The sequence below is a fragment of the Cupriavidus sp. SHE genome (assembly GCF_000812445.1).
Classification (GTDB): domain Bacteria; phylum Pseudomonadota; class Gammaproteobacteria; order Burkholderiales; family Burkholderiaceae; genus Cupriavidus; species Cupriavidus metallidurans.
The window spans coordinates 26218-44473 of the sequence record NZ_JWMB01000053.1; the positions used below are offsets into that span (position 1 = coordinate 26218).

The window sequence follows — 18256 nt, forward strand, 5'->3', positions numbered from 1 at the left end:
TAATTGGAATTGGGGGGCGTCAGCGGGATCGGCTACCGTCGTCGCCGCGTCGGTCGGTGGCCAGTTCGGTTCGATACTCTGGCAACGCGGTGCCACAGTGCTTGCAGAACGTGGCGTCGGGCTCGTGGCCTTCGGTCAGGCAGTGTTCGCACGAGCGCGTGGTCAGCGGGCGCCGGATGATGCTTGCAGCCAGTTCCGCGCCAACGATGCCAGTCGGAAACGCGATGATTCCGTAGCCGAGCAGGATCGTGATCGACGTGATGAACTGACCGATTGGCGTCTTCGGCACCATGTCGCCGAAGCCCGTGGTGGTAAGCGTGACGATGGCCCAGTACATGCTGACCGGGATGCTCGTGAAGCCGTGCGTGGGGCCTTCCACCACGTACATGATCGTGCCCAGGATTACCGTGATGATGAATACGGTGCCCAGGAACACGAAGATCTTGCGGCGGCTGTTGGACAGCGCGAGCATCAGGATCTCGGCTTCCTCGAAATAGACCGTCAGCTTGAGAATCCGGAAGACACGCAACAGCCTCAGCAGGCGCACGTCGATCAGGAAGGCGAGTTCCGGCACGAAGAACGATGCCCAGGTCGGAATGATCGACAAGAAGTCGATGATGCCGTAGAAGCTGAAGACGTAGCGCAGCGGGCGCCGCACGACGCTCAGCCGCATGATGTATTCGGTCGTGAACAGCAGCGTGAACAGCCACTCGAGCACGGTGAACACCGTACCCAGGCGCGCGTGAATGGCCTGGATGCTGTCGAGCATGACCACGGCCACGCTGGCGATGATGGCCGCCAGCAGCACGATGTCGAACGTGCGCCCCGGGCGCGTGTCCGCTTCGAAGATGATCGTGTACCAGCGCTGGCGCCATCCCGACTCGGGTTGGCCCAGCCGTTGGCGAATGCGCGCGTTTTGATCGGATCGTGTGGATCGTGACATGTGCAAGGCGGAGAAGGGTTGCGGACTCTCGCGCCTTCCCGTCTGGTTAGTGTCAGTGTCAGAAACGCGGCAGGTCCGGATGCGGCAGCAGGCCGCGCTTGACGTGCATCTTGCCGTATTCGGCGCAGCGCGCAAGTGTGGGGATTGCCTTGTCCGGGTTCAGCAGCCGGGCGGGATCGAATGCGGCCTTGACCCCGAAGAACGCGTCGCGCTCGGACGGGGAGAACTGCACGCACATCGAGTTGAGTTTTTCCACGCCCACACCGTGCTCGCCGGTCACGGTGCCGCCGAGTTCCACGCAGGCCTCCAGGATGTCCGACCCGAACAGCTCCGCGCGCTGCCACTCGTCGTGATCCGCGCCATCGAACAGGATCAGGGGGTGCATATTGCCATCGCCCGCATGGAAAACGTTGATGCAGCGTAATCCGTACTTGTGCTCCATCTGCTCGATGCGCTTGAGCAGCGTGCCGATGTGCTTGCGAGGGATCGTGCCGTCCATGCAGTAGTAGTCGGGCGAGATGCGGCCCGCAGCCGGGAAGGCGTTCTTGCGGCCGCTCCAGAAGCGCAGGCGCTCGGCTTCGCTTTGCGACACCGTGATGCGCGTCGCGCCCGATGCGCGCAGCACCTCGCTCATGCGGGCGATTTCCTCGGCCACTTCCTCGGGCGTGCCATCCGACTCGCACAGCAGGATCGCGGCGGCGTCGAGGTCGTAGCCGGCCTTGACGAACTCCTCCACGGCGGCCGTGGCGGGCTTGTCCATCATCTCCAGTCCGGCCGGGATAATGCCCGCGGCGATCACGTCGGCCACGGCATTGCCGCCTTTCTCCACGTCGTCGAAGCTGGCCATGATGACCTGCGCGAGCTGCGGTTTGGGAATGAGCCTCACGGTGACTTCCGTGACCACGGCCAGCATGCCTTCGGAGCCGATCATCGCGGCCAGGAGGTCGAGGCCCGGCGCGTCGGGCGCCTCGGACCCGAACACGACCACCTCGCCTTCCATCGTCACCGCGCGCACGCGCAGCACGTTGTGGACCGTCAGGCCGTACTTGAGGCAATGCACGCCACCCGAGTTCTCGGCCACGTTGCCGCCGATCGAACAGGCGATCTGCGAGGACGGATCGGGCGCGTAGTAGAGGTTGTGCGGGGCGGCGGCGTCGGAGATTGCCAGGTTGCGCACGCCGGGCTGAACCACCGCCGTGCGGGAATATGGATCGAGCGACAGGATGCGCTTGAACTTGGCCAGCGACAGCACCAGTCCGCCGGCGATCGGCATCGCGCCGCCAGACAGGCTGGTGCCGGAGCCGCGTGGCACCACCGGCACGCCGAGCTCATGGCACAGGCGCAGCACCGCGCAGACCTGCTCCTCGGTATCGGGCAGCACCACGGCGTCTGGAACCTGGCGATAGGCGGCCAGGCCGTCGCACTCGTACGGCACGGTGTCCTCGGCCTTCCACAGCACGGCCGTGTCGGGCAGGATGCGGGCGAGGCCGGCCAGCAGCGTAGCGCGTCGCGTCTCCGCGGATTCACCGGCGACAGTTTGGGCGTCTTGCGGGGCGTTCATGGCAACTCCTGTGACGGACCGGCCGACGCGCACGATTCCCGCGTGGATGCGTGCTCGTACCGGGGCCGGGACGGCAGACTATAGCGCAGGCACCCCGCCGGGAGCGCCCTGGCGCACGTGAATTCGGCACGACGACCCGATCAAAAAGGTTCATGCCGGGTGCAAATGCCCAAGGTCGCGGACGAAGCCGCTTCCAGCGTAGTGGCTTGCCCGCTACCAGTCCAGCCCGAGCAGCCAGTCGATGAAGTAGCGCGCCTCGGGCATCAGCGGCGCCTGCTCGCGTTCGACGATGTAGTAGCCGTGTGGCGATACCGACTCGATATCGAGCAGCTTCACCATCTGGCCCGCCGCCAGCCACTGCCGCGCCATGCGCTGGCGCACCAGTCCCACGCCCTGGTTCGAGACGATCGCCTCCAGCATCAGGCCGATATCGTTGAACTGCGCGCCAGTCAGCGGCTCCGGCCAGTCCAGGCCGGCGGTTTCGAACCACGGCCGCCACGGTTCCAGCGGGCTGCGCAGCAGCGTCAGATTGTGCAGATCCTCGGGTTTGGTGACCGCAAAGCCGTTCACGCGCTCGTAGTACTCGCGCCCGCACGCCGGAAACACGGGCTCGACCAGCAGTTTCGTGGTCTTCAGGTCGGGGTAGCGGCCGGTGCCGTAGCGGATTTCGATATCGGTGTCCTCGGCCTTGACGTCGAGGAACGGCACGGCCAGGTGCAGTTCGAGATCGATATGCGGATAGAGCGCGGTGAACTCGGGCAGGCGCGGCACCAGGTGCTGGCGACCGAATGTCGGCGGGATCGCCACGCGCAGCCGCGTGCGCAGCTTGTTGTACTCGGGGCGTGCCAGTTCGTTGAGCGACTTCAGCGCATCCTGCACGTTGCGCTGGTAGCGCGTGCCGGCCGCGGTCAGCCGCAGCGCGGCGTTCGAGCGCACGAACAGGTCGTCGCCCCAGAGTTCCTCAAGGTTCTTGATCCTGTGCGAGACCGCGCTCGGCGTCACCGACAGTTCCTCGGCAGCGCGCGCGAAGCTGCCCAGCCGGGCAGCCGCTTCGAACGCGATCAGCAGGTGCAGGGGTGGGACGCGATGGAAAACCGATGCCATGGCCGCGTGCTCAGCGCGTGGCGCTGAAGATCTTGCCCGGATTCAGGATGTGGTTCGGGTCGAGTGCATCCTTGATCGCGCGCATCAGGTCGAGCGCATCCTCGCCATGCTCCTGCACCAGAAATCCCATCTTGTGCAGGCCCACGCCGTGTTCGCCGGTGCAAGTGCCGCCCATCGCCAGCGCGCGCTGCACGATGCGGCGGTTGATGTCCTCGGCCTCGGCCATTTCCTCGGGCTTGTCCGGGTCCACCAGTATCGCCACGTGGAAGTTGCCATCCCCGACGTGACCGACGATCGGGCAGGGCAGCGATGACGCATTCAGATCGCGCTCGGTTTCGGTCACGCAGTCGGCCAGCCGAGAGATCGGCACGCAGACGTCGGTGGTGACCGATTTGCAGCCCGGCTTCAGCTGGAGCATCGCGAAATAGGCGGTATGGCGGGCATTCCAGAGCCGCGACCGGTCCTCGGGCCGTGTGGCCCATTCGAAGCCCTGGCCACCGTGCTCGGCGGCGATGTCCTGCACGGTCTCGGCCTGTTCGCGCACGCCGGCCTCGGTGCCATGGAACTCGAAGAACAGGTGAGGCGTTTCCGGCAAGGTCAGATTGTCATGGCGGTTGATCGCACGGATTGCCAGGGCGTCGACGAACTCCACGCGGGCCACGGGCACGCCAAGCTGGATCGTCTGGATGGTGGCGCGCACGGCGTCGCCCATGCTCGGGAAGGCGCAGACGGCCGCGGAGATCGCTTCCGGCTGCGGATAGAGCCGCACCGTAACTTCGGTGATGATGCCGAGCGTGCCTTCGCTGCCGACGAACAGGCGCGTCAGGTCATAGCCCGCCGACGACTTGCGCGCATTGGTGCCGGTGCGGATGACCCGGCCGTTGGCCGTGACCACGGTCAGCGCCAGCACGTTCTCGCGCATGGTGCCGTAGCGGACCGCGTTGGTGCCCGAGGCGCGCGTGGCGCACATGCCACCCAGCGACGCATCGGCGCCCGGGTCGATCGGGAAGAACAGGCCCGTGTCCTTGATCTCCTGGTTGAGCTGTTTGCGCGTGACGCCTGGCTGGACGGTGACGGTCAGATCCTCGGGGTGCACGGCCAGCACCCGGTTCATCTGCGACAGGTCGAGGCTGATACCGCCGGCCACGGCCAGCAGGTGGCCCTCGAGCGAGGAGCCGGCGCCGTAGGGGATCAGCGGCACGCCATGCGTGTTGCAGAGCTTCGCCAGTTCGGCCACTTCCTCGGTGCTATGGGCAAAGACCACGGCGTCCGGCAGTTCGGGCGGGAACGGGGATTCGTCGCGGCCATGATGCTCGCGCACGCCGGCCGAGGTGGTGAAGCGGTCGCCGAAGCGGGCGGCGAGGGCATCGGCCAGTTCCGACGGGAACGGCCGGCGCGCCAGGGCGGTGGCAGGTGTGGGGTGGTTCATGCGGGTCTCCGGCTCGGGCCGTATAGCTCTGTATGCAAGGGAATGCCGCCATTCTACGTCGCCTTCCACGTCTCCCATACGTCCCCGGTACGCGCCGCCCGGCCCCGGAGGGTCCATAATTGCGCCACTTCTAAAACACTGACCACAAGGAGACCGGCATGGGTAACCGCCTGTCCAAAATTGCCACGCGCACCGGCGACGCCGGCACCACGGGCCTCGGCGACGGCAGCCGGGTTGGCAAGAACAGCCTGCGCATCGTCGCGATCGGCGACGTGGACGAGCTGAATTCCCATATCGGCCTGCTGCTGACCGAACCGGATCTGCCCGAGGACGTCCGCGCCGCGCTGCTCCATATCCAGCACGACCTGTTCGACCTGGGTGGTGAACTCTCCATCCCGGGCTATACCTTGCTCAAGGCGCCCCAGGTGGCCCAGCTCGACGACTGGCTGGCCCATTACAATGCCGCCCTGCCACGGCTGGCCGAATTCATCCTGCCGGGCGGAAGCCGGCCCGCCGCGCAGGCCCACATCTGCCGTACGGTCTGCCGCCGGGCGGAACGTGCGCTTGTCGAGTTGGGTGCCGCCGAAGCGCTCAACGAGGCGCCGCGCCAGTACCTGAACAGGCTGTCAGACCTGCTGTTCGTGCTGGCCCGTGTGCTGAACCGCGCGGGTGGCGGGAGCGACGTGCTCTGGCAGCGCGAGCGGGAATCCTGAAAGTTACGCATGAGCCACTAATTGGGCTGACTCGTTTTTCCGAGAAATTTACTCGGATTTGCGAATTTCGCCCTTGAAATGGCCCGCGATGGCCACATTTCGCATTCAGGTTGAATTGCAGCCCTGATCTCAAGAAGCAGGGCTCAATAGGAGAGAACACTATGGGTAAGATCATCGGTATCGACCTCGGTACCACCAACAGCTGCGTGTCCATTCTGGAAGGCAACACGCCGAAAGTCATCGAGAACTCCGAAGGCACACGCACCACGCCGTCGATCATCGCCTACATGGAAGATGGCGAGATCCTGGTTGGCGCGCCTGCCAAGCGCCAGGCCGTCACCAACCCGCGTAACACGCTGTACGCGGTGAAGCGCCTGATCGGCCGCAAGTTCGAAGAGAAGGAAGTCCAGAAGGACATCGGCCTGATGCCGTACTCGATCGTCAAGGCCGACAACGGCGACGCCTGGGTTGGCGTGCGCGACCAGAAGCTGGCCCCGCCGCAGGTTTCGGCCGAAGTGCTGCGCAAGATGAAGAAGACCGCCGAGGACTACCTGGGCGAGCCCGTGACCGAAGCCGTGATCACGGTGCCGGCGTACTTCAACGACTCGCAGCGCCAGGCAACCAAGGATGCCGGCCGCATCGCCGGGCTGGACGTCAAGCGCATCATCAACGAACCGACCGCCGCAGCGCTGGCGTTCGGCATGGACAAGAACGAGAAGGGCGACCGCAAGATTGCCGTGTATGACCTCGGCGGCGGCACGTTCGACATCTCGATCATCGAAATCGCCGACGTGGATGGCGAAAAGCAGTTCGAAGTGCTGTCGACCAACGGCGACACGTTCCTCGGTGGCGAGGACTTTGACCAGCGCATCATCGACTACATCATCGGCGAGTTCAAGAAGGAACAGGGCGTCGATCTGTCGAAGGACGTGCTGGCGCTGCAACGCCTGAAGGAAGCCGCTGAGAAGGCCAAGATCGAACTGTCGAGCTCGCAGCAGACCGAGATCAACCTGCCGTACATCACGGCCGATGCCTCGGGTCCGAAGCACTTGAACCTGAAGATCACGCGCGCCAAGCTCGAAGCGCTGGTGGAAGAACTGATCACCCGCACGATCGAACCGTGCCGTACCGCGATCAAGGATGCAGGCGTCAAGGTCAGCGACATTGACGACGTGATCCTGGTCGGCGGCATGACCCGTATGCCGAAGGTGCAGGAACAGGTGCGCGAGTTCTTCGGCAAGGAAGCCCGCAAGGACGTGAACCCGGACGAAGCCGTGGCCGTGGGTGCTGCCATCCAGGGTTCGGTGCTGTCGGGCGACCGTACCGACGTGCTGCTGCTGGACGTGACGCCGCTGTCGCTGGGCATCGAAACGCTGGGTGGCGTGATGACCAAGATGATCAACAAGAACACGACCATCCCGACCAAGCACGCACAGGTTTTCTCGACCGCTGACGACAATCAGCCGGCCGTGACGATCAAGGTGTACCAGGGCGAGCGCGAGATGGCCACCGGCAACAAGATGCTGGGCGAGTTCAACCTGGAAGGCATTGCGCCGGCACCGCGTGGCACGCCGCAGATCGAGGTCTCGTTCGACATCGACGCCAACGGCATTCTGCATGTGGGCGCCAAGGACAAGGCCACCGGCAAGGAAAACCGCATCACGATCAAGGCGAACTCGGGTCTGTCGGAAGACGAGATCCAGCGCATGGTGAAGGATGCCGAAGCCAACGCCGAGGAAGACAAGCGCGCCCGTGAACTGGCCGATGCCCGCAACCAGGCCGACGCGCTGATCCACTCGACGCGCAAGGCGCTGGGCGAGTACGGCGACAAGCTCGAAGCTGGCGAGAAGGAAAAGATCGAAGCCGCGATCAAGGACCTGGAAGACGCCGCCCGCGGCGGTGACAAGGCCGAGATCGACGCCAAGGTCAACGCGCTGTCCGAAGTCAGCCAGAAGCTGGGCGAGAAGGTCTACGCCGACATGCAGGCCCAGGCCGGTGAAGGTGCGGCGGCAGGTGCCGGCGCAGCAGCCGGCGGCGCTCAGCAGCAGGCCCAGCCGCAGGACGACAACGTCGTGGATGCCGAGTTCAAGGAAGTGAACGACAAGAAGTAATCGGGACGGCGGGTGGCGGCGCGGGTGATGCCGGCGCCGCCACCCGTTCCCGACGCCGGGCGACGGTTGTCTGACACCAGGTGCAAACCTCGGTTGGACACTGCGCTCGGCTTTTTTGCTTATCGCGCGGCGGGCATGTAAGCGCTCCGTCGGGCCAATCAGGTATGAGCCACCATGGCAAAACGTGACTACTACGAAGTGCTCGGGGTAGGCAAGAACGCGAGCGACGACGAGATCAAGAAGGCTTATCGCAAGCTCGCGATGAAGCACCATCCGGACCGCAATCCGGATAACAAGGAAGCCGAGGAGAAATTCAAGGAGGTCAAGGAGGCCTACGAGATGCTCTCCGACCCCGAGAAGAAGGCGGCTTACGATCAATACGGCCACGCTGGCGTGGACCCGAACATGGCCGGTGGATTCGGCGGCGGCGGGTTTGGCGGCGGTGGCTTCGCGGAAGCGTTCGGCGATATCTTCGGCGACATCTTCGGCCAGGCAGCCGGCGGCGGACGCCGTGGCGGCGGTCCGCAGGCCTACCGTGGCGCCGACCTGCGCTACAGCATGGAGATCTCGCTGGAGCAGGCCGCGCATGGCCACGAGGCGCAGATCCGCGTGCCGCACTGGGACGATTGCGAACACTGCCACGGCAATGGCGCCGAGCCGGGTTCGTCGGTCGAAACCTGCCCGACCTGTAACGGCGTGGGCCAGGTGCGTGTGTCGCAGGGCTTCTTCACGATGCAGCAGACCTGCCCGAAGTGCCACGGCAGCGGCAAGTTCATCCCGAAGCCGTGCACGAAGTGCCACGGTCAGGGCAAGCTCAAGTCGCAGAAGACGCTCGAGGTCAAGATTCCGGCCGGTATCGACGAAGGGATGCGTATCCGTTCGTCGGGCAACGGCGAGCCGGGCATCAACGGCGGCCCGCCGGGCGATCTCTACGTCGAGGTGCATATCAAGCAGCACCCGGTGTTCGAGCGCGACGGCGACGACCTGCACTGCCAGATGCCGATCTCGTTCGCTACGGCGGCGCTGGGCGGCGATATCGAAGTGCCGACGCTGGGCGGCCGGGCCAGTTTCCCGGTGCCGGAAGGCACCCAGGCCGGCAAGACGTTCCGCCTGCGCGGCAAGGGCATCAAGGGTGTGCGCTCCGGATATCCGGGCGACCTCTACGTGCATGTGAACGTGGAGACGCCGGTCAAGCTGACCGAGGCCCAGAAGGACATACTGCGTCAGTTCGACCGCTCGGTGCACGAGGGCGGTTCGCGTCACAGCCCGCAGGAGCAGTCCTGGCTCGACAAGGTGAAGAGCTTCTTTAGCTGATCGCGTTATCGACCCGTCAACAGGACGATGAAACCGGCCACGTGTCCAGCGTGGCCGGTTTTTTTACGCCCAACGCAGCGATAATGCCGACTGCAGCGTTTTCGCATCCAGTCTTCGTGGTACCCATCCCTTCGCCCCCCTTCGTTCTGCTCGACGACGCCACAGCCGGCTCTGGCGTGACGGCTTCGCGCCTCTATACCGATTTCGTCCGGGAGGACGTGCTGGCGGCCGGTGCCGACGTATCGGCGCTCGACATGCTGCTGGCCAGCGGCTGGCGGGACGGGTTGCACGCCACGTTCTTTGCGCCCTACGAATTCGGTGGTGCGATCGTTGGCGCACCCGTGCACGTTGGCGATGCGCTGCCGTTTCACGACGGCGCCCTGCGCGTGCTGTGGTTTCGCACGTTGCGCCGGCTCGATACGGAAGGTGTGGCGCAGTGGCTAGCCGCAGGCGCACAACCAGGCCCGACGGGCGCGCTCGACGTGACGGCCAGCACCACGCGGACGCAATACACCGAAGCGATCGCGCGTATCCACGATTACATCGAGGCGGGCGATACCTATCAGGTCAACTTCACGCAACGACTACGCTGTCGCGTGTTTGGCGATCCGATGGCGTTCTATGCGGCGTTGCGCGCGGCACAGCCGGTGCCGTTCGGCGTGCTTGCGCATCTGCCCGGTGGCGGTTGGGTGCTGTCGCTATCGCCCGAACTGTTCGTCGAGCACGATGGCCACGGACATCTCGTCGCACGTCCAATGAAGGGCACCGCGCCGCGTTCAGGGGATGCCGAACAGGATGCGCGCGCCGCGAAACGACTGGCCACAGATGCCAAGAACCGCGCCGAGAACGTGATGATCGTCGACCTGCTGCGCAACGACCTCGGTCGCGTGGCGATCCCCGGGAGCGTGGCGGTGCCCGAGCGCTTCGTCGTCGAACCGTTCGGTCGCGTGTTGCAAATGACGTCGACAGTCACCGCGACCGCGCGCCCGGGTACGTCGTTCGGTGCGTTGATGGTCGCGCTGTTCCCGTGCGGATCGATTACCGGCGCGCCCAAGCGGCGCACGATGCAGATCATCGCCGAGCTCGAGACGTCGCCACGCGGGTTGTACACGGGCGCGATCGGTTGGCTCGATGCACCATCGCATGAGTCTACGGAGATCATTGGCGTCGGCGCCTTCGGCATGTCTGTGGCGATCCGCACGCTGGTGCTGGCGCCGCCCGGGGCAGATGGCCTGCGCGCGGCCGAGATGGGTGTGGGCGGTGGCATCGTGCACGATAGCGTGGCCGACGATGAGTATGCCGAATGCGGATGGAAAGCGCGGTTCCTGACCGGTCATGACCCCGGCTTCACGTTGTTCGAGACCATGCGTGCGCGCGATGGCGCAGTGCTACATCGCGAGCGCCATTTGCAGCGACTAGCGAACTCGTCGGCGGCGTTCGGCTTCGCGCTGGACTTGCCTGAAGCCCGCGCGGCGGTGCAGGCTGAAGCCGCGCGACTGGGCGATGGCGACTGGCGCCTGCGCGTGAGTGTGGACAAGCGCGGCACGCTGGCATTTGCCAGCGGGGCATTGGCTCCGCTCGCGCATGGCGTCGTGGGGCTCGAAATCGCACCGACATGCCTGCCCGTTCACGATCCGCTGCGCCGGCACAAGCTCAGCGCGCGCGCCGTGTTCGATCAGGGATGGCAGGCCGCGGAGCGGGCAGGCGGATTCGATAGCCTGTTCTTCAACACGTGCGACGAACTGCTCGAAGGCGGCCGCAGTTCGGTGTTCATCAAGGTGGATGGCCAGTGGATGACACCGCCACTCTCGGCGGACATCCTGCCGGGCGTGATGCGTGCCGTGGTGCTCGAAGCAGGGGACGCATTGATCGACGGACCGGTGCAGGAAGCCACCGTGACGCGCGACATGGTGCAACGCGCCGAAACCATCGTTATCGCCAACGCATTGCGCGGCACGCTGCGCGCGCGCCTGATCTGAGCAAGGTGTCTAGGGTGTCTGCCGCAGCGACTACTTGTGTCGCGTATCAAGCCGGCCTTCGCCGAGCTTCCAGCGCACCACACCGGGCAGGTTGATCAGCTCGCGGTCGTGACAGACCATTACGACGGTTCGCCCTTCGGCGGCCAGTTCGCCGATCAGCGCGATGACCTGTTCGCGCGCGTGACCATCGAGGCTTGACGTCGGCTCGTCGAGCAGCAGCAGATCGGGCTCCAGCACCTTCGCGCGCGCCAATGCCACACGCTGGATTTCTCCACCGGATAGCTTGTCGGGCGCAGTGTCCTGAACGTGCACCACGCCGGCCCAGCCCAGCGCCGCGCCCACCCGCCGATCAATCTCGTCGCGTGGCAGGCCGTGGTGACGCAGGCCATAGGCGATGTTCTCGCGCACTGAGGTGCGGAACAGGTACGGATGCTGATGCATGTAGGCGATGCGACGCCGTAGCGACATTGGCAACGGCGAAAGCGGCACGGTGTGCGCGGTGCCATTCGCATCGGTCCAGCTTGCGGTCGCGCCGGGCGCCGGTTCGAGTCCGGCCACTATCCGCAGCAGCGTCGACTTGCCCGCGCCGTTGACACCGGTCAGCGCGATGGCCGTCGCGCGCGGGAAATCCAGTTCGGCGATGTCGAACAACTTGCGCGCGCCGACGCGCCGCGACAATCCTCGCACCGTCAGCAGCGGGGCAGGTGTCCGCGTGCTCATCGGCGAAAACCTCCGGCGCCCTGCAACCAGGCCATCAGCACATTGACGATCAGCGCCAGTGCCACGAGCACGATGCCCAATGCGATGCCTTCGGCGAACTCGCCCTTGCTCGTTTCCAGCGCGATGGCCGTGGTGATCGTGCGTGTGGCGCCTTCGATATTGCCGCCAATCATCAGCGCTGAACCGACCTCGGCAATTACGCGGCCGAAACCCGCGACCACTGCGGCCATCAGGCCGAAACGCAGCTCGCGCAGCACGGTCATGCAGGTCTGCCAGCGTCCTGCGCCGAGCACCCACGCCGTCTCACGCAGACGAGGATCGGCCGATTGCAGCGTGGATAGCGCGAACGCCAGGATGACGGGGAAGGCGATAACGGCCTGGCCGATCACCATGCCTGCGGGCGTGAACAACAGCGAGAAGCCGCCCAGCGGCCCCTGGCGCGTGAACAGCAGGTAGAGAATCAGGCCGACCAGCACGGTCGGGAACGAGAGAAATGCCTGGGCGACGACCACGACGGCGCGCCGGCCAGGAAATTGCTGCGTGGCGATCAGGTAGGCCGCGCCGATGGCCGGCACCGTGGCCAGTGCCAGTCCCAGCCCGGCCACCATCAGCGAAGTCCAGACAATGAACCACAAGGCGCCGTCGCCGCTGACCAGCAGGCGGAATGCTTCGAGCGTGGCGGCGCCGATCTCCACGCGGCGTTCAGGCCGAGAACGTGTGCTCGACGGCCGGGAAGCTGCCGTCCTTCACCGCAGCCACATAGGCGCGGATCGCCGCTTCGATCGAGGGCTGTCCCTCCATGAAATTGCGTACGAACTTGGCCTTGCGGCCCGGGTAGATGTTGATCATGTCCTGCAGCACCAGCACCTGGCCCGAGCAATCGACACCAGCGCCGATACCGATGGTCGGGATGGAGAGTTGCGCCGTCACTTCGGCGGCGAGCTTGGCCGGCACGGCCTCCATGACGATCAGTTGCGCGCCGGCCTGCTGCAGCGCCAGCGCGTCACGCTTCAGCTGCGCGGCGCTCTCGTCGGTCTTGCCCTGCACCTTGAAGCCGCCGAGCGCGTGTACCGATTGCGGTGTCAGCCCGATATGCGCGCATACCGGAATGCTGCGCTCGACCAGGAATTTCACCGTCGGCGCCAGCCAGTCTCCGCCTTCGAGCTTCACCATCTGCGCGCCAGCACGCATCAGCGCGGCGGCGCTTTCGAAGGTCTTCTCGGGGGTGGGATACGTGCCGAACGGCAGGTCGGACACGAGCAGCGCGGTCTGGTTGCCGCGCGACACGCATTCGGTGTGATAGACCATGTGCTCGAGCGTGACGGGCAGCGTGGTCTGCTGGCCCTGCATCACGTTGCCGAGCGAATCGCCGACCAGGATCACTTCCACGCCGCAGAGATCGAGCAGCGCGGAGAAGCTGGAATCGTAGGCGGTGAGCATGGCGATCTTTTCGCCGGCTTCACGCATGGCCTGCAGTTTGGGGATGGTGACGGTCTTGCGGGAGGGATCGAGGAGGTAACTCATGGCAGTACCCGTGGTTGATCGGTTCGGACCCGTGCATCGGATGGCCAGGGTCGACCGCTGTCTTTTTCGTGTGTTGTGCTGCCTGGCGAAAGCCGCTTCACGTGTGGAAACGGCTCGACAGACGCGTCGGGACGACTCAGGACGCTACGAGATTCAGAAAGGCCCTGCGGCCTCGCATGTTCTCGATGCGCGACAGTAGTGTACGGAAATCGACGTCGTTGTCTACCGGGTTGAAATGTGCGGTATCGACAATCAGCACCGGGGCTTCGTCGTAGCGGTGGAACAATTCGCCATAGGCATCGGTGAGCCGCTGCAAATATTGCTCGTCAATACCGCTCTCGCCGGGCAGGCCGCGCCGCGCGATTCGCTCACGCAGCAGCGAGGGCGTGGCCTGCAGCATGATGACCAGATCCACGCGCTGCGCCGGCGCTTGCAGGCGTGCCGCCAGCGCGTCGTAGAGCGCGAGTTCGTCGGCTTCGAGTGTCAGCGAAGCGTAGACACGGTCGCGCGCGAACAGGAAGTTGCCGATCATGCGCTGGCCGGCCAGCATCGCCGAATGCCACTGCTGGAGCTGGGTCACGCGCTGGTTCAGGCAGGCGAGCTGCATCGCCAGCGCATAGCGCTGTGGTTCGCGGTAGAAGCGTTCGAGGAAGGGGTTGTTGCGCGCGCCATCGGACAGTTCGGCTGCCTGGAGATGGCGCGCCAGGCGTTGGGCCAGCGCGGCCTTACCGGAGCCGACAGGGCCTTCGATGACGATACGACGCAGATGATCGAGCATGTGTCAGCCGCGGCGTGGCGCGCTCATGGCTGCGCGCCGTCGCCTTCCTTCATGCGCGAGCATTTGCATGAGGAAAACTTCTCGATGCGCTGCTCCTGCACGTCCGGCAGGAAACCGGCCGCGGGGCCAACTCCGGGAATCTCGATCTCGGGATCGAGCTCGACCAGCGGCACCAGCACGAACGCGCGCTCAGTGATGCGCGGATGCGGAACCGTCAGCGCTTCGGTATTGATCGACTCCGCGCCGAACAGCAGTAGATCCAGGTCGAGCGTGCGCGGTGCGTTCCGGAACGGCCGTTCCCGGCCGAACTGGTCTTCGATGTGGTGGCAGATACGCAGGAGCTGCGCTGCCGTGAACGGCGTCTCAATCTTCACCACCGCATTGAAGTAGTCCGCGCCCGTGGCGTCGACTGGTGCGGTGCGATAGAACGACGACTTGGCGACCACCGTAATGCCGACCTGCTGGGCCAGGCACACGATGGCGTCTTTTACTGCCTGGCGTGCATCACCAAGATTGGCGCCGATGCCGATGAAGGCGAGCGTCATGTTATTCCTCCGGCTGGGCGCGGCGGGATTGTGCGACGGCCTGACCTCCTTCTGCCGAATCCGCCTCGCTGCGGGAAGACACTTTATCTGATTTCCGCGGACCGCGTCGGCGACGCCGTTTGCGGGCCGGCGCATCGTCTTCCGCACCCTCCACGCCTTCGCCAGCTTCCGGTTCGTTTGCGCCGCTCTGTCCACCCTGGCCGCCCTGGCCACCCTTGCCCCCCCTGGAACGGGCCGGGCGCGCGGCCTCGATCATCGCTTCGCGCTGATCGGGCGAAGCGTTCTGGAAGTCGGTCCACCACTGGCCCATTTCGGCCGCCTGTTCACCGGCTTCGCAGCGCAGTTGCAGGAAATCGTAGCCGGCGCGGAAGCGCGGCGATTCCAGCAGGCGGAACGGCATGCGGCCGACGCGCTTCTCGAAACGCGGCTGCATTCCCCAGATATCGCGCATGTCGGTGACAAAGCGGCGCTGGATCGCAAGCTGGCCGGTCTGCTTTTCCAGCACCTGATCCATCGCGGTGTTGAGCGCGGCGATCGGGTGCTCGCCTTGCTCGCGCAGCTTGTTCCAGCGCTGCAGCACGTGGTGCCAGAGCAGCGATGCGAACAGGAAGCCCGGCGAAACCGGCTTGCCGGCCTGCACGCGGCGGTCGGTGTTGTCGAGGGCAAGCTGCACGAAGCGCTGGCCCATCGGTTGTTCCAGCGCGACGTCCAGCAGCGGCAGCAGGCCCTTGTGCAGGCCCGCCTTGCGCAGTTCCTGCAGCGAGGCCCACGCATGGCCGGACATCAGCAGCTTGAGCATTTCGTCGAACAGGCGCGCGCTGGGCACGTTGTGGATCAGCGAGGCCAGGCCGACGATCGGCTCGCGCGTATGGTCGTCGATCGAAAAGCCTGTCTTGGCCGCAAAACGCACCACGCGCAGCATGCGCACGGGGTCTTCGCGATAGCGCGTGACCGGATCGCCGATCATGCGCAGCGTGCGCGCGCGGATGTCTTCCATGCCGTGATGGTAGTCATGCACGGTCTGCGCGGCCGGATCGTAGTACATCGCGTTGATCGTGAAGTCGCGGCGTTCCGCATCCTCGGCTTGCGTGCCCCAGACGTTGTCGCGCAGCACGCGGCCGCTGGCGTCGATCGCGTGGGTCTTGCTGTCGAGTTCCGCACGCTTGAGGCGGCGGCCTTCGGGCAGCGTCTCGCTGGCGACGGCGTCGACCAGCGCGCGGAAGGTCGAGACTTCAATGATTTCCTGCTCGCGGCCACCGTAGAACGTGACGTGCACGATCTGGAAGCGTCGGCCGATGATGCGTGAGCGGCGGAACAGCGCCTGCACCTGCTCGGGCGTGGCATTGGTTGCCACGTCGAAGTCCTTCGGCTTGATGCCGAGCAGCAGGTCGCGCACGGCGCCACCCACGATGAAGGCCTGGTAGCCGGCCTGCTGCAGGGTGGAGGTCACCTTGACCGCGTTGCGCGAGATCAGCGCCGGGTCGATTCGGTGTTCGTCAACGCCGACGACGCGCGCCGTATGGGCGCGTCCGGTGCGGCGCTGCTTGGGCCCCGGCTTGCCAAGCAGCCGGTTGATGAGCTTTTTGATCACTTCAGAACAGATCCATGATGCGCCAGCCGGCCGAGGCTGCATGGGTGCGCAGGCGATCGTCCGGGTTGGCGGCCACCGGCTCGCTGACTTTCTCGAGCAGGGGCAGGTCGTTGGCCGAGTCGCTGTAGAACGTCGTCGAGCCGAAGTCGTCCCAGCGGGCGCCCAAGCCCTTCAGCCAGCTCTCCACGCGGGTGATCTTGCCTTCCCGGAAGCTCGGCACGCCGAATACTTCACCGGTGAAGGCGCTTTCCGGCTTGCCGTCGATGGTCTCGGGCTCGGTGGCGATCAGGTGCTTGATCCCGAATGCCTGGGCGATCGGGGCCGTCACGAAACTGTTGGTGGCAGTCACCACCGCGCACAGGTCGCCGGCTTCCAGGTGCTTGTAGACCAGCGCGCGGGCCTGCGGCGTGATGACGGGCTCGATTACCTCGTGCATGAAGCGCACACGCCATTGATCCAGGCGGTCGCGCGGATTGGCAGCCAGCGGGGCCAGCGCGAAGCGCAGGAATGCCCCGATATCGAGCGTGCCAGCCTTGTATTGGCTATAGAACTCGTCGTTCTTGCGACGATAGGATTCCTCGTCGACGACGCCCATGCGAACTAGGAAGCGGCCCCACTCATGGTCGCTATCGGTGGGGATCAGGGTGTGGTCGAGGTCAAACAATGCCAGATTCATGGGCGGCGATTTTACATGAGAGTGCAACAGGCAGTCGGGGCAGGGAGCCGGCCTTGCCAGTCCGGCGGTGTCCTGAGCCCGGACCGAGCGGATTTCGTGCCAGCCAGGCCGGCGGGGCGTCGGTTACTCCCGGAATTCAGCGAACATTTCGCGCAGCAGCGGCAGCGTCACCGCGCGTTTGCGTTCGAGCGAGTAGGTGTCGAGCGCGTCCAGCAGCGCCATCAGGCTGGGCATGTCACGGTAATGGCGTGTGACGAGCCAGTGGGGGATTTCGGGCGACAACTGCAGGCCCCGCTCGCGTGCGGCTTGCAGGAGCGCGGCCATCTTGTCCTCGTCCGAGAGCGATTCCACCTGGTATACCAGGCCCCAGCCGAGCCGGGTGCGCAGATCTTCACGTACCGGCATGGCCCGCGGCGCCAGGCCCCCGGCCACCACGAGCGCGCACCGCACATGGGCGCGGACCTCGTTGTACAGTGAGAACACCGCGATCTGGCGGGCTTCGTCGAGCAATTCGACATCGTCGACCGTATAAATCTGGCACGACGGGTCGAACATGAAGTCGGACAGGGCGTGGTGCGGGCTCAGGTACCGGCAATTCAGGCCGGTGTGCAGCGAGGCGTCGCATACGGCATGCAGCAGGTGCGTGCGGCCGGAGCCGACCTCGCCCCACAGGTAGATCAGGCGGTCCGTGGCCTGCTCGCGCGCGACCAGGCCAGCCAGTTCGCGCAGGCGCTGCACGGACTCGCGATTGGCGGCCACGAAGAAATTCTCGAAAGTGGACGGCGGCGGGCTGCCCAGTTCGAGCGAGAGCTGCTTTTGACGCGGTGACATGACGAATGCGTTACTTGCCCGATTCTGCGGCTGACGGAGAGTGACCGCGATAGCTGGTCGCCGGGAGCCTGTATCCGTTAAAATTGCGATTTTACTGGACTCGAGCCCGCCCACTACGCCAGATTTGGCGAAAAGCGCGTCAGCCGAGCGCCGGAATCCACACTTCACCTCCTCAAAGACAAGCAGGTTCTCATGAGCGCATCCCCGACCGCCGGCCAGGCAGGCCTTTCCTACCGCGATGCCGGTGTTGACATCGAAGCCGGCGACGCGCTGGTTGACCGGATCAAGCCGTTTGCCAAGCGCACCATGCGCGAAGGCGTGATGGCCGGCATTGGCGGTTTCGGCGCGCTGTTCGAGCTGTCGAAGAAGTACCAGGAGCCGGTCCTGGTTTCGGGCACCGACGGCGTGGGCACCAAGCTCAAGCTGGCGTTCCAGCT

Annotated in this window: 16 protein-coding genes and 1 pseudogene; 5 read left to right on the top strand and 12 right to left on the bottom strand. The window is 65.3% G+C overall.

Annotation, left to right across the window (positions count from 1 at the left end):
* Positions 1 to 19 precede the first annotated feature (19 nt).
* The 4 genes from RN01_RS26135 to RN01_RS26150 all read right to left on the bottom strand — a co-directional run bounded on the left by RN01_RS26135 (position 20) and on the right by RN01_RS26150 (position 5037).
* Positions 20 to 943: an ion transporter gene (locus RN01_RS26135; protein ID WP_017515251.1), complete on the bottom strand. Its 924-nt coding sequence runs from the start codon at positions 941 to 943 to the stop codon at positions 20 to 22.
* Between the two features lie 58 nt (positions 944 to 1001).
* Entirely contained in the window at positions 1002 to 2504 is a 1503-nt protein-coding gene (locus RN01_RS26140; protein WP_011517471.1) for an FAD-linked oxidase C-terminal domain-containing protein, read from the bottom strand.
* A 213-nt stretch (positions 2505 to 2717) separates the two neighbouring features.
* Positions 2718 to 3608: a LysR substrate-binding domain-containing protein gene (locus RN01_RS26145; RefSeq protein ID WP_008641954.1), complete on the bottom strand. Its 891-nt coding sequence runs from the start codon at positions 3606 to 3608 to the stop codon at positions 2718 to 2720.
* 10 nt (positions 3609 to 3618) lie between these two features.
* Positions 3619 to 5037, bottom strand: coding sequence for an FAD-binding oxidoreductase (locus RN01_RS26150; RefSeq protein WP_017512808.1), 1419 nt, complete (start codon positions 5035 to 5037; stop codon positions 3619 to 3621).
* 158 nt (positions 5038 to 5195) lie between these two features.
* On the opposite strand from RN01_RS26150, the gene RN01_RS26155 reads away from it, so the two are divergent.
* The 4 genes from RN01_RS26155 (at position 5196) to pabB (ending at position 11154) form a co-directional block, all read left to right on the top strand.
* Positions 5196 to 5750 (top strand): cob(I)yrinic acid a,c-diamide adenosyltransferase, encoded by a 555-nt coding sequence (locus RN01_RS26155; RefSeq protein WP_011517468.1) that lies wholly within the window; start codon positions 5196 to 5198, stop codon positions 5748 to 5750.
* Positions 5751 to 5911: 161 nt separating this feature from the next.
* Entirely contained in the window at positions 5912 to 7861 is a 1950-nt protein-coding gene (gene dnaK / locus RN01_RS26160; protein WP_017512809.1) for a molecular chaperone DnaK, read from the top strand.
* 174 nt (positions 7862 to 8035) lie between these two features.
* Complete coding sequence (gene dnaJ / locus RN01_RS26165) at positions 8036 to 9175, top strand: molecular chaperone DnaJ (RefSeq protein ID WP_008641963.1); 1140 nt, start codon at positions 8036 to 8038, stop codon at positions 9173 to 9175.
* An 83-nt stretch (positions 9176 to 9258) separates the two neighbouring features.
* Entirely contained in the window at positions 9259 to 11154 is a 1896-nt protein-coding gene (gene pabB / locus RN01_RS26170) for an aminodeoxychorismate synthase component I (protein ID WP_024569081.1), read from the top strand.
* Between the two features lie 30 nt (positions 11155 to 11184).
* On the opposite strand, the gene RN01_RS26175 is transcribed toward pabB, so the two are convergent.
* The 8 genes from RN01_RS26175 to hda all read right to left on the bottom strand — a co-directional run bounded on the left by RN01_RS26175 (position 11185) and on the right by hda (position 17819).
* A complete protein-coding gene (locus RN01_RS26175) occupies positions 11185 to 11874 on the bottom strand; it encodes an ABC transporter ATP-binding protein (protein ID WP_008641968.1) in 690 nt (229 codons plus the stop codon).
* Positions 11871 to 12569, bottom strand: a complete 699-nt coding sequence (locus tag RN01_RS26180) for an ABC transporter permease (RefSeq protein WP_008641971.1) — start codon at positions 12567 to 12569, stop codon at positions 11871 to 11873. Before RN01_RS26180 ends, RN01_RS26175 begins: the two co-directional genes overlap by 4 nt.
* A 7-nt stretch (positions 12570 to 12576) precedes the next feature.
* The gene (gene panB, locus RN01_RS26185; RefSeq protein WP_024569080.1) at positions 12577 to 13398 is read right to left on the bottom strand and encodes a 3-methyl-2-oxobutanoate hydroxymethyltransferase; all 822 of its coding nucleotides are present in this window, start codon (positions 13396 to 13398) and stop codon (positions 12577 to 12579) included.
* Positions 13399 to 13534: 136 nt separating this feature from the next.
* Positions 13535 to 14176, bottom strand: a complete 642-nt coding sequence (locus tag RN01_RS26190; RefSeq protein WP_017514736.1) for a deoxynucleoside kinase — start codon at positions 14174 to 14176, stop codon at positions 13535 to 13537.
* A gap of 23 nt (positions 14177 to 14199) precedes the next feature.
* Complete coding sequence (gene folK, locus RN01_RS26195; protein ID WP_017514735.1) at positions 14200 to 14721, bottom strand: 2-amino-4-hydroxy-6-hydroxymethyldihydropteridine diphosphokinase; 522 nt, start codon at positions 14719 to 14721, stop codon at positions 14200 to 14202.
* 1 nt (position 14722) lies between these two features.
* The gene (gene pcnB / locus RN01_RS26200; RefSeq protein ID WP_017514734.1) at positions 14723 to 16312 is read right to left on the bottom strand and encodes a polynucleotide adenylyltransferase PcnB; all 1590 of its coding nucleotides are present in this window, start codon (positions 16310 to 16312) and stop codon (positions 14723 to 14725) included.
* Position 16313: 1 nt separating this feature from the next.
* On the bottom strand, positions 16314 to 16988 hold the full coding sequence (locus tag RN01_RS26205) for an HAD family phosphatase (RefSeq protein ID WP_011517459.1): 675 nt from the start codon (positions 16986 to 16988) through the stop codon (positions 16314 to 16316).
* Positions 16989 to 17111: 123 nt separating this feature from the next.
* Positions 17112 to 17819 (bottom strand): DnaA regulatory inactivator Hda, encoded by a 708-nt coding sequence (hda, locus tag RN01_RS26210; protein WP_024569079.1) that lies wholly within the window; start codon positions 17817 to 17819, stop codon positions 17112 to 17114.
* Positions 17820 to 18011: 192 nt separating this feature from the next.
* Between hda and RN01_RS26215 the strand changes: the two are divergent.
* Positions 18012 to 18256, top strand: a pseudogene (locus tag RN01_RS26215) (phosphoribosylformylglycinamidine cyclo-ligase); the annotation flags it as partial.

Excerpts from the sequence above, each read along its gene's own strand:
- RN01_RS26155 (WP_011517468.1), top strand. The coding sequence starts at position 5,196 with ATGGGTAACCGCCTGTCCAAAATTGCCACGCGCACCGGCGACGCCGGC.
- pabB (WP_024569081.1), top strand. The coding sequence starts at position 9,259 with ATGCCGACTGCAGCGTTTTCGCATCCAGTCTTCGTGGTACCCATCCCT.
- RN01_RS26140 (WP_011517471.1), bottom strand. The coding sequence starts at position 2,504 with ATGAACGCCCCGCAAGACGCCCAAACTGTCGCCGGTGAATCCGCGGAG.
- RN01_RS26190 (WP_017514736.1), bottom strand. The coding sequence starts at position 14,176 with ATGCTCGATCATCTGCGTCGTATCGTCATCGAAGGCCCTGTCGGCTCC.
- dnaJ (WP_008641963.1), top strand. The coding sequence starts at position 8,036 with ATGGCAAAACGTGACTACTACGAAGTGCTCGGGGTAGGCAAGAACGCG.
- folK (WP_017514735.1), bottom strand. The coding sequence starts at position 14,721 with ATGACGCTCGCCTTCATCGGCATCGGCGCCAATCTTGGTGATGCACGC.
- RN01_RS26135 (WP_017515251.1), bottom strand. The coding sequence starts at position 943 with ATGTCACGATCCACACGATCCGATCAAAACGCGCGCATTCGCCAACGG.
- panB (WP_024569080.1), bottom strand. The coding sequence starts at position 13,398 with ATGAGTTACCTCCTCGATCCCTCCCGCAAGACCGTCACCATCCCCAAA.
- RN01_RS26150 (WP_017512808.1), bottom strand. The coding sequence starts at position 5,037 with ATGAACCACCCCACACCTGCCACCGCCCTGGCGCGCCGGCCGTTCCCG.
- hda (WP_024569079.1), bottom strand. The coding sequence starts at position 17,819 with ATGTCACCGCGTCAAAAGCAGCTCTCGCTCGAACTGGGCAGCCCGCCG.
- RN01_RS26175 (WP_008641968.1), bottom strand. The coding sequence starts at position 11,874 with ATGAGCACGCGGACACCTGCCCCGCTGCTGACGGTGCGAGGATTGTCG.
- RN01_RS26145 (WP_008641954.1), bottom strand. The coding sequence starts at position 3,608 with ATGGCATCGGTTTTCCATCGCGTCCCACCCCTGCACCTGCTGATCGCG.
- RN01_RS26205 (WP_011517459.1), bottom strand. The coding sequence starts at position 16,988 with ATGAATCTGGCATTGTTTGACCTCGACCACACCCTGATCCCCACCGAT.
- dnaK (WP_017512809.1), top strand. The coding sequence starts at position 5,912 with ATGGGTAAGATCATCGGTATCGACCTCGGTACCACCAACAGCTGCGTG.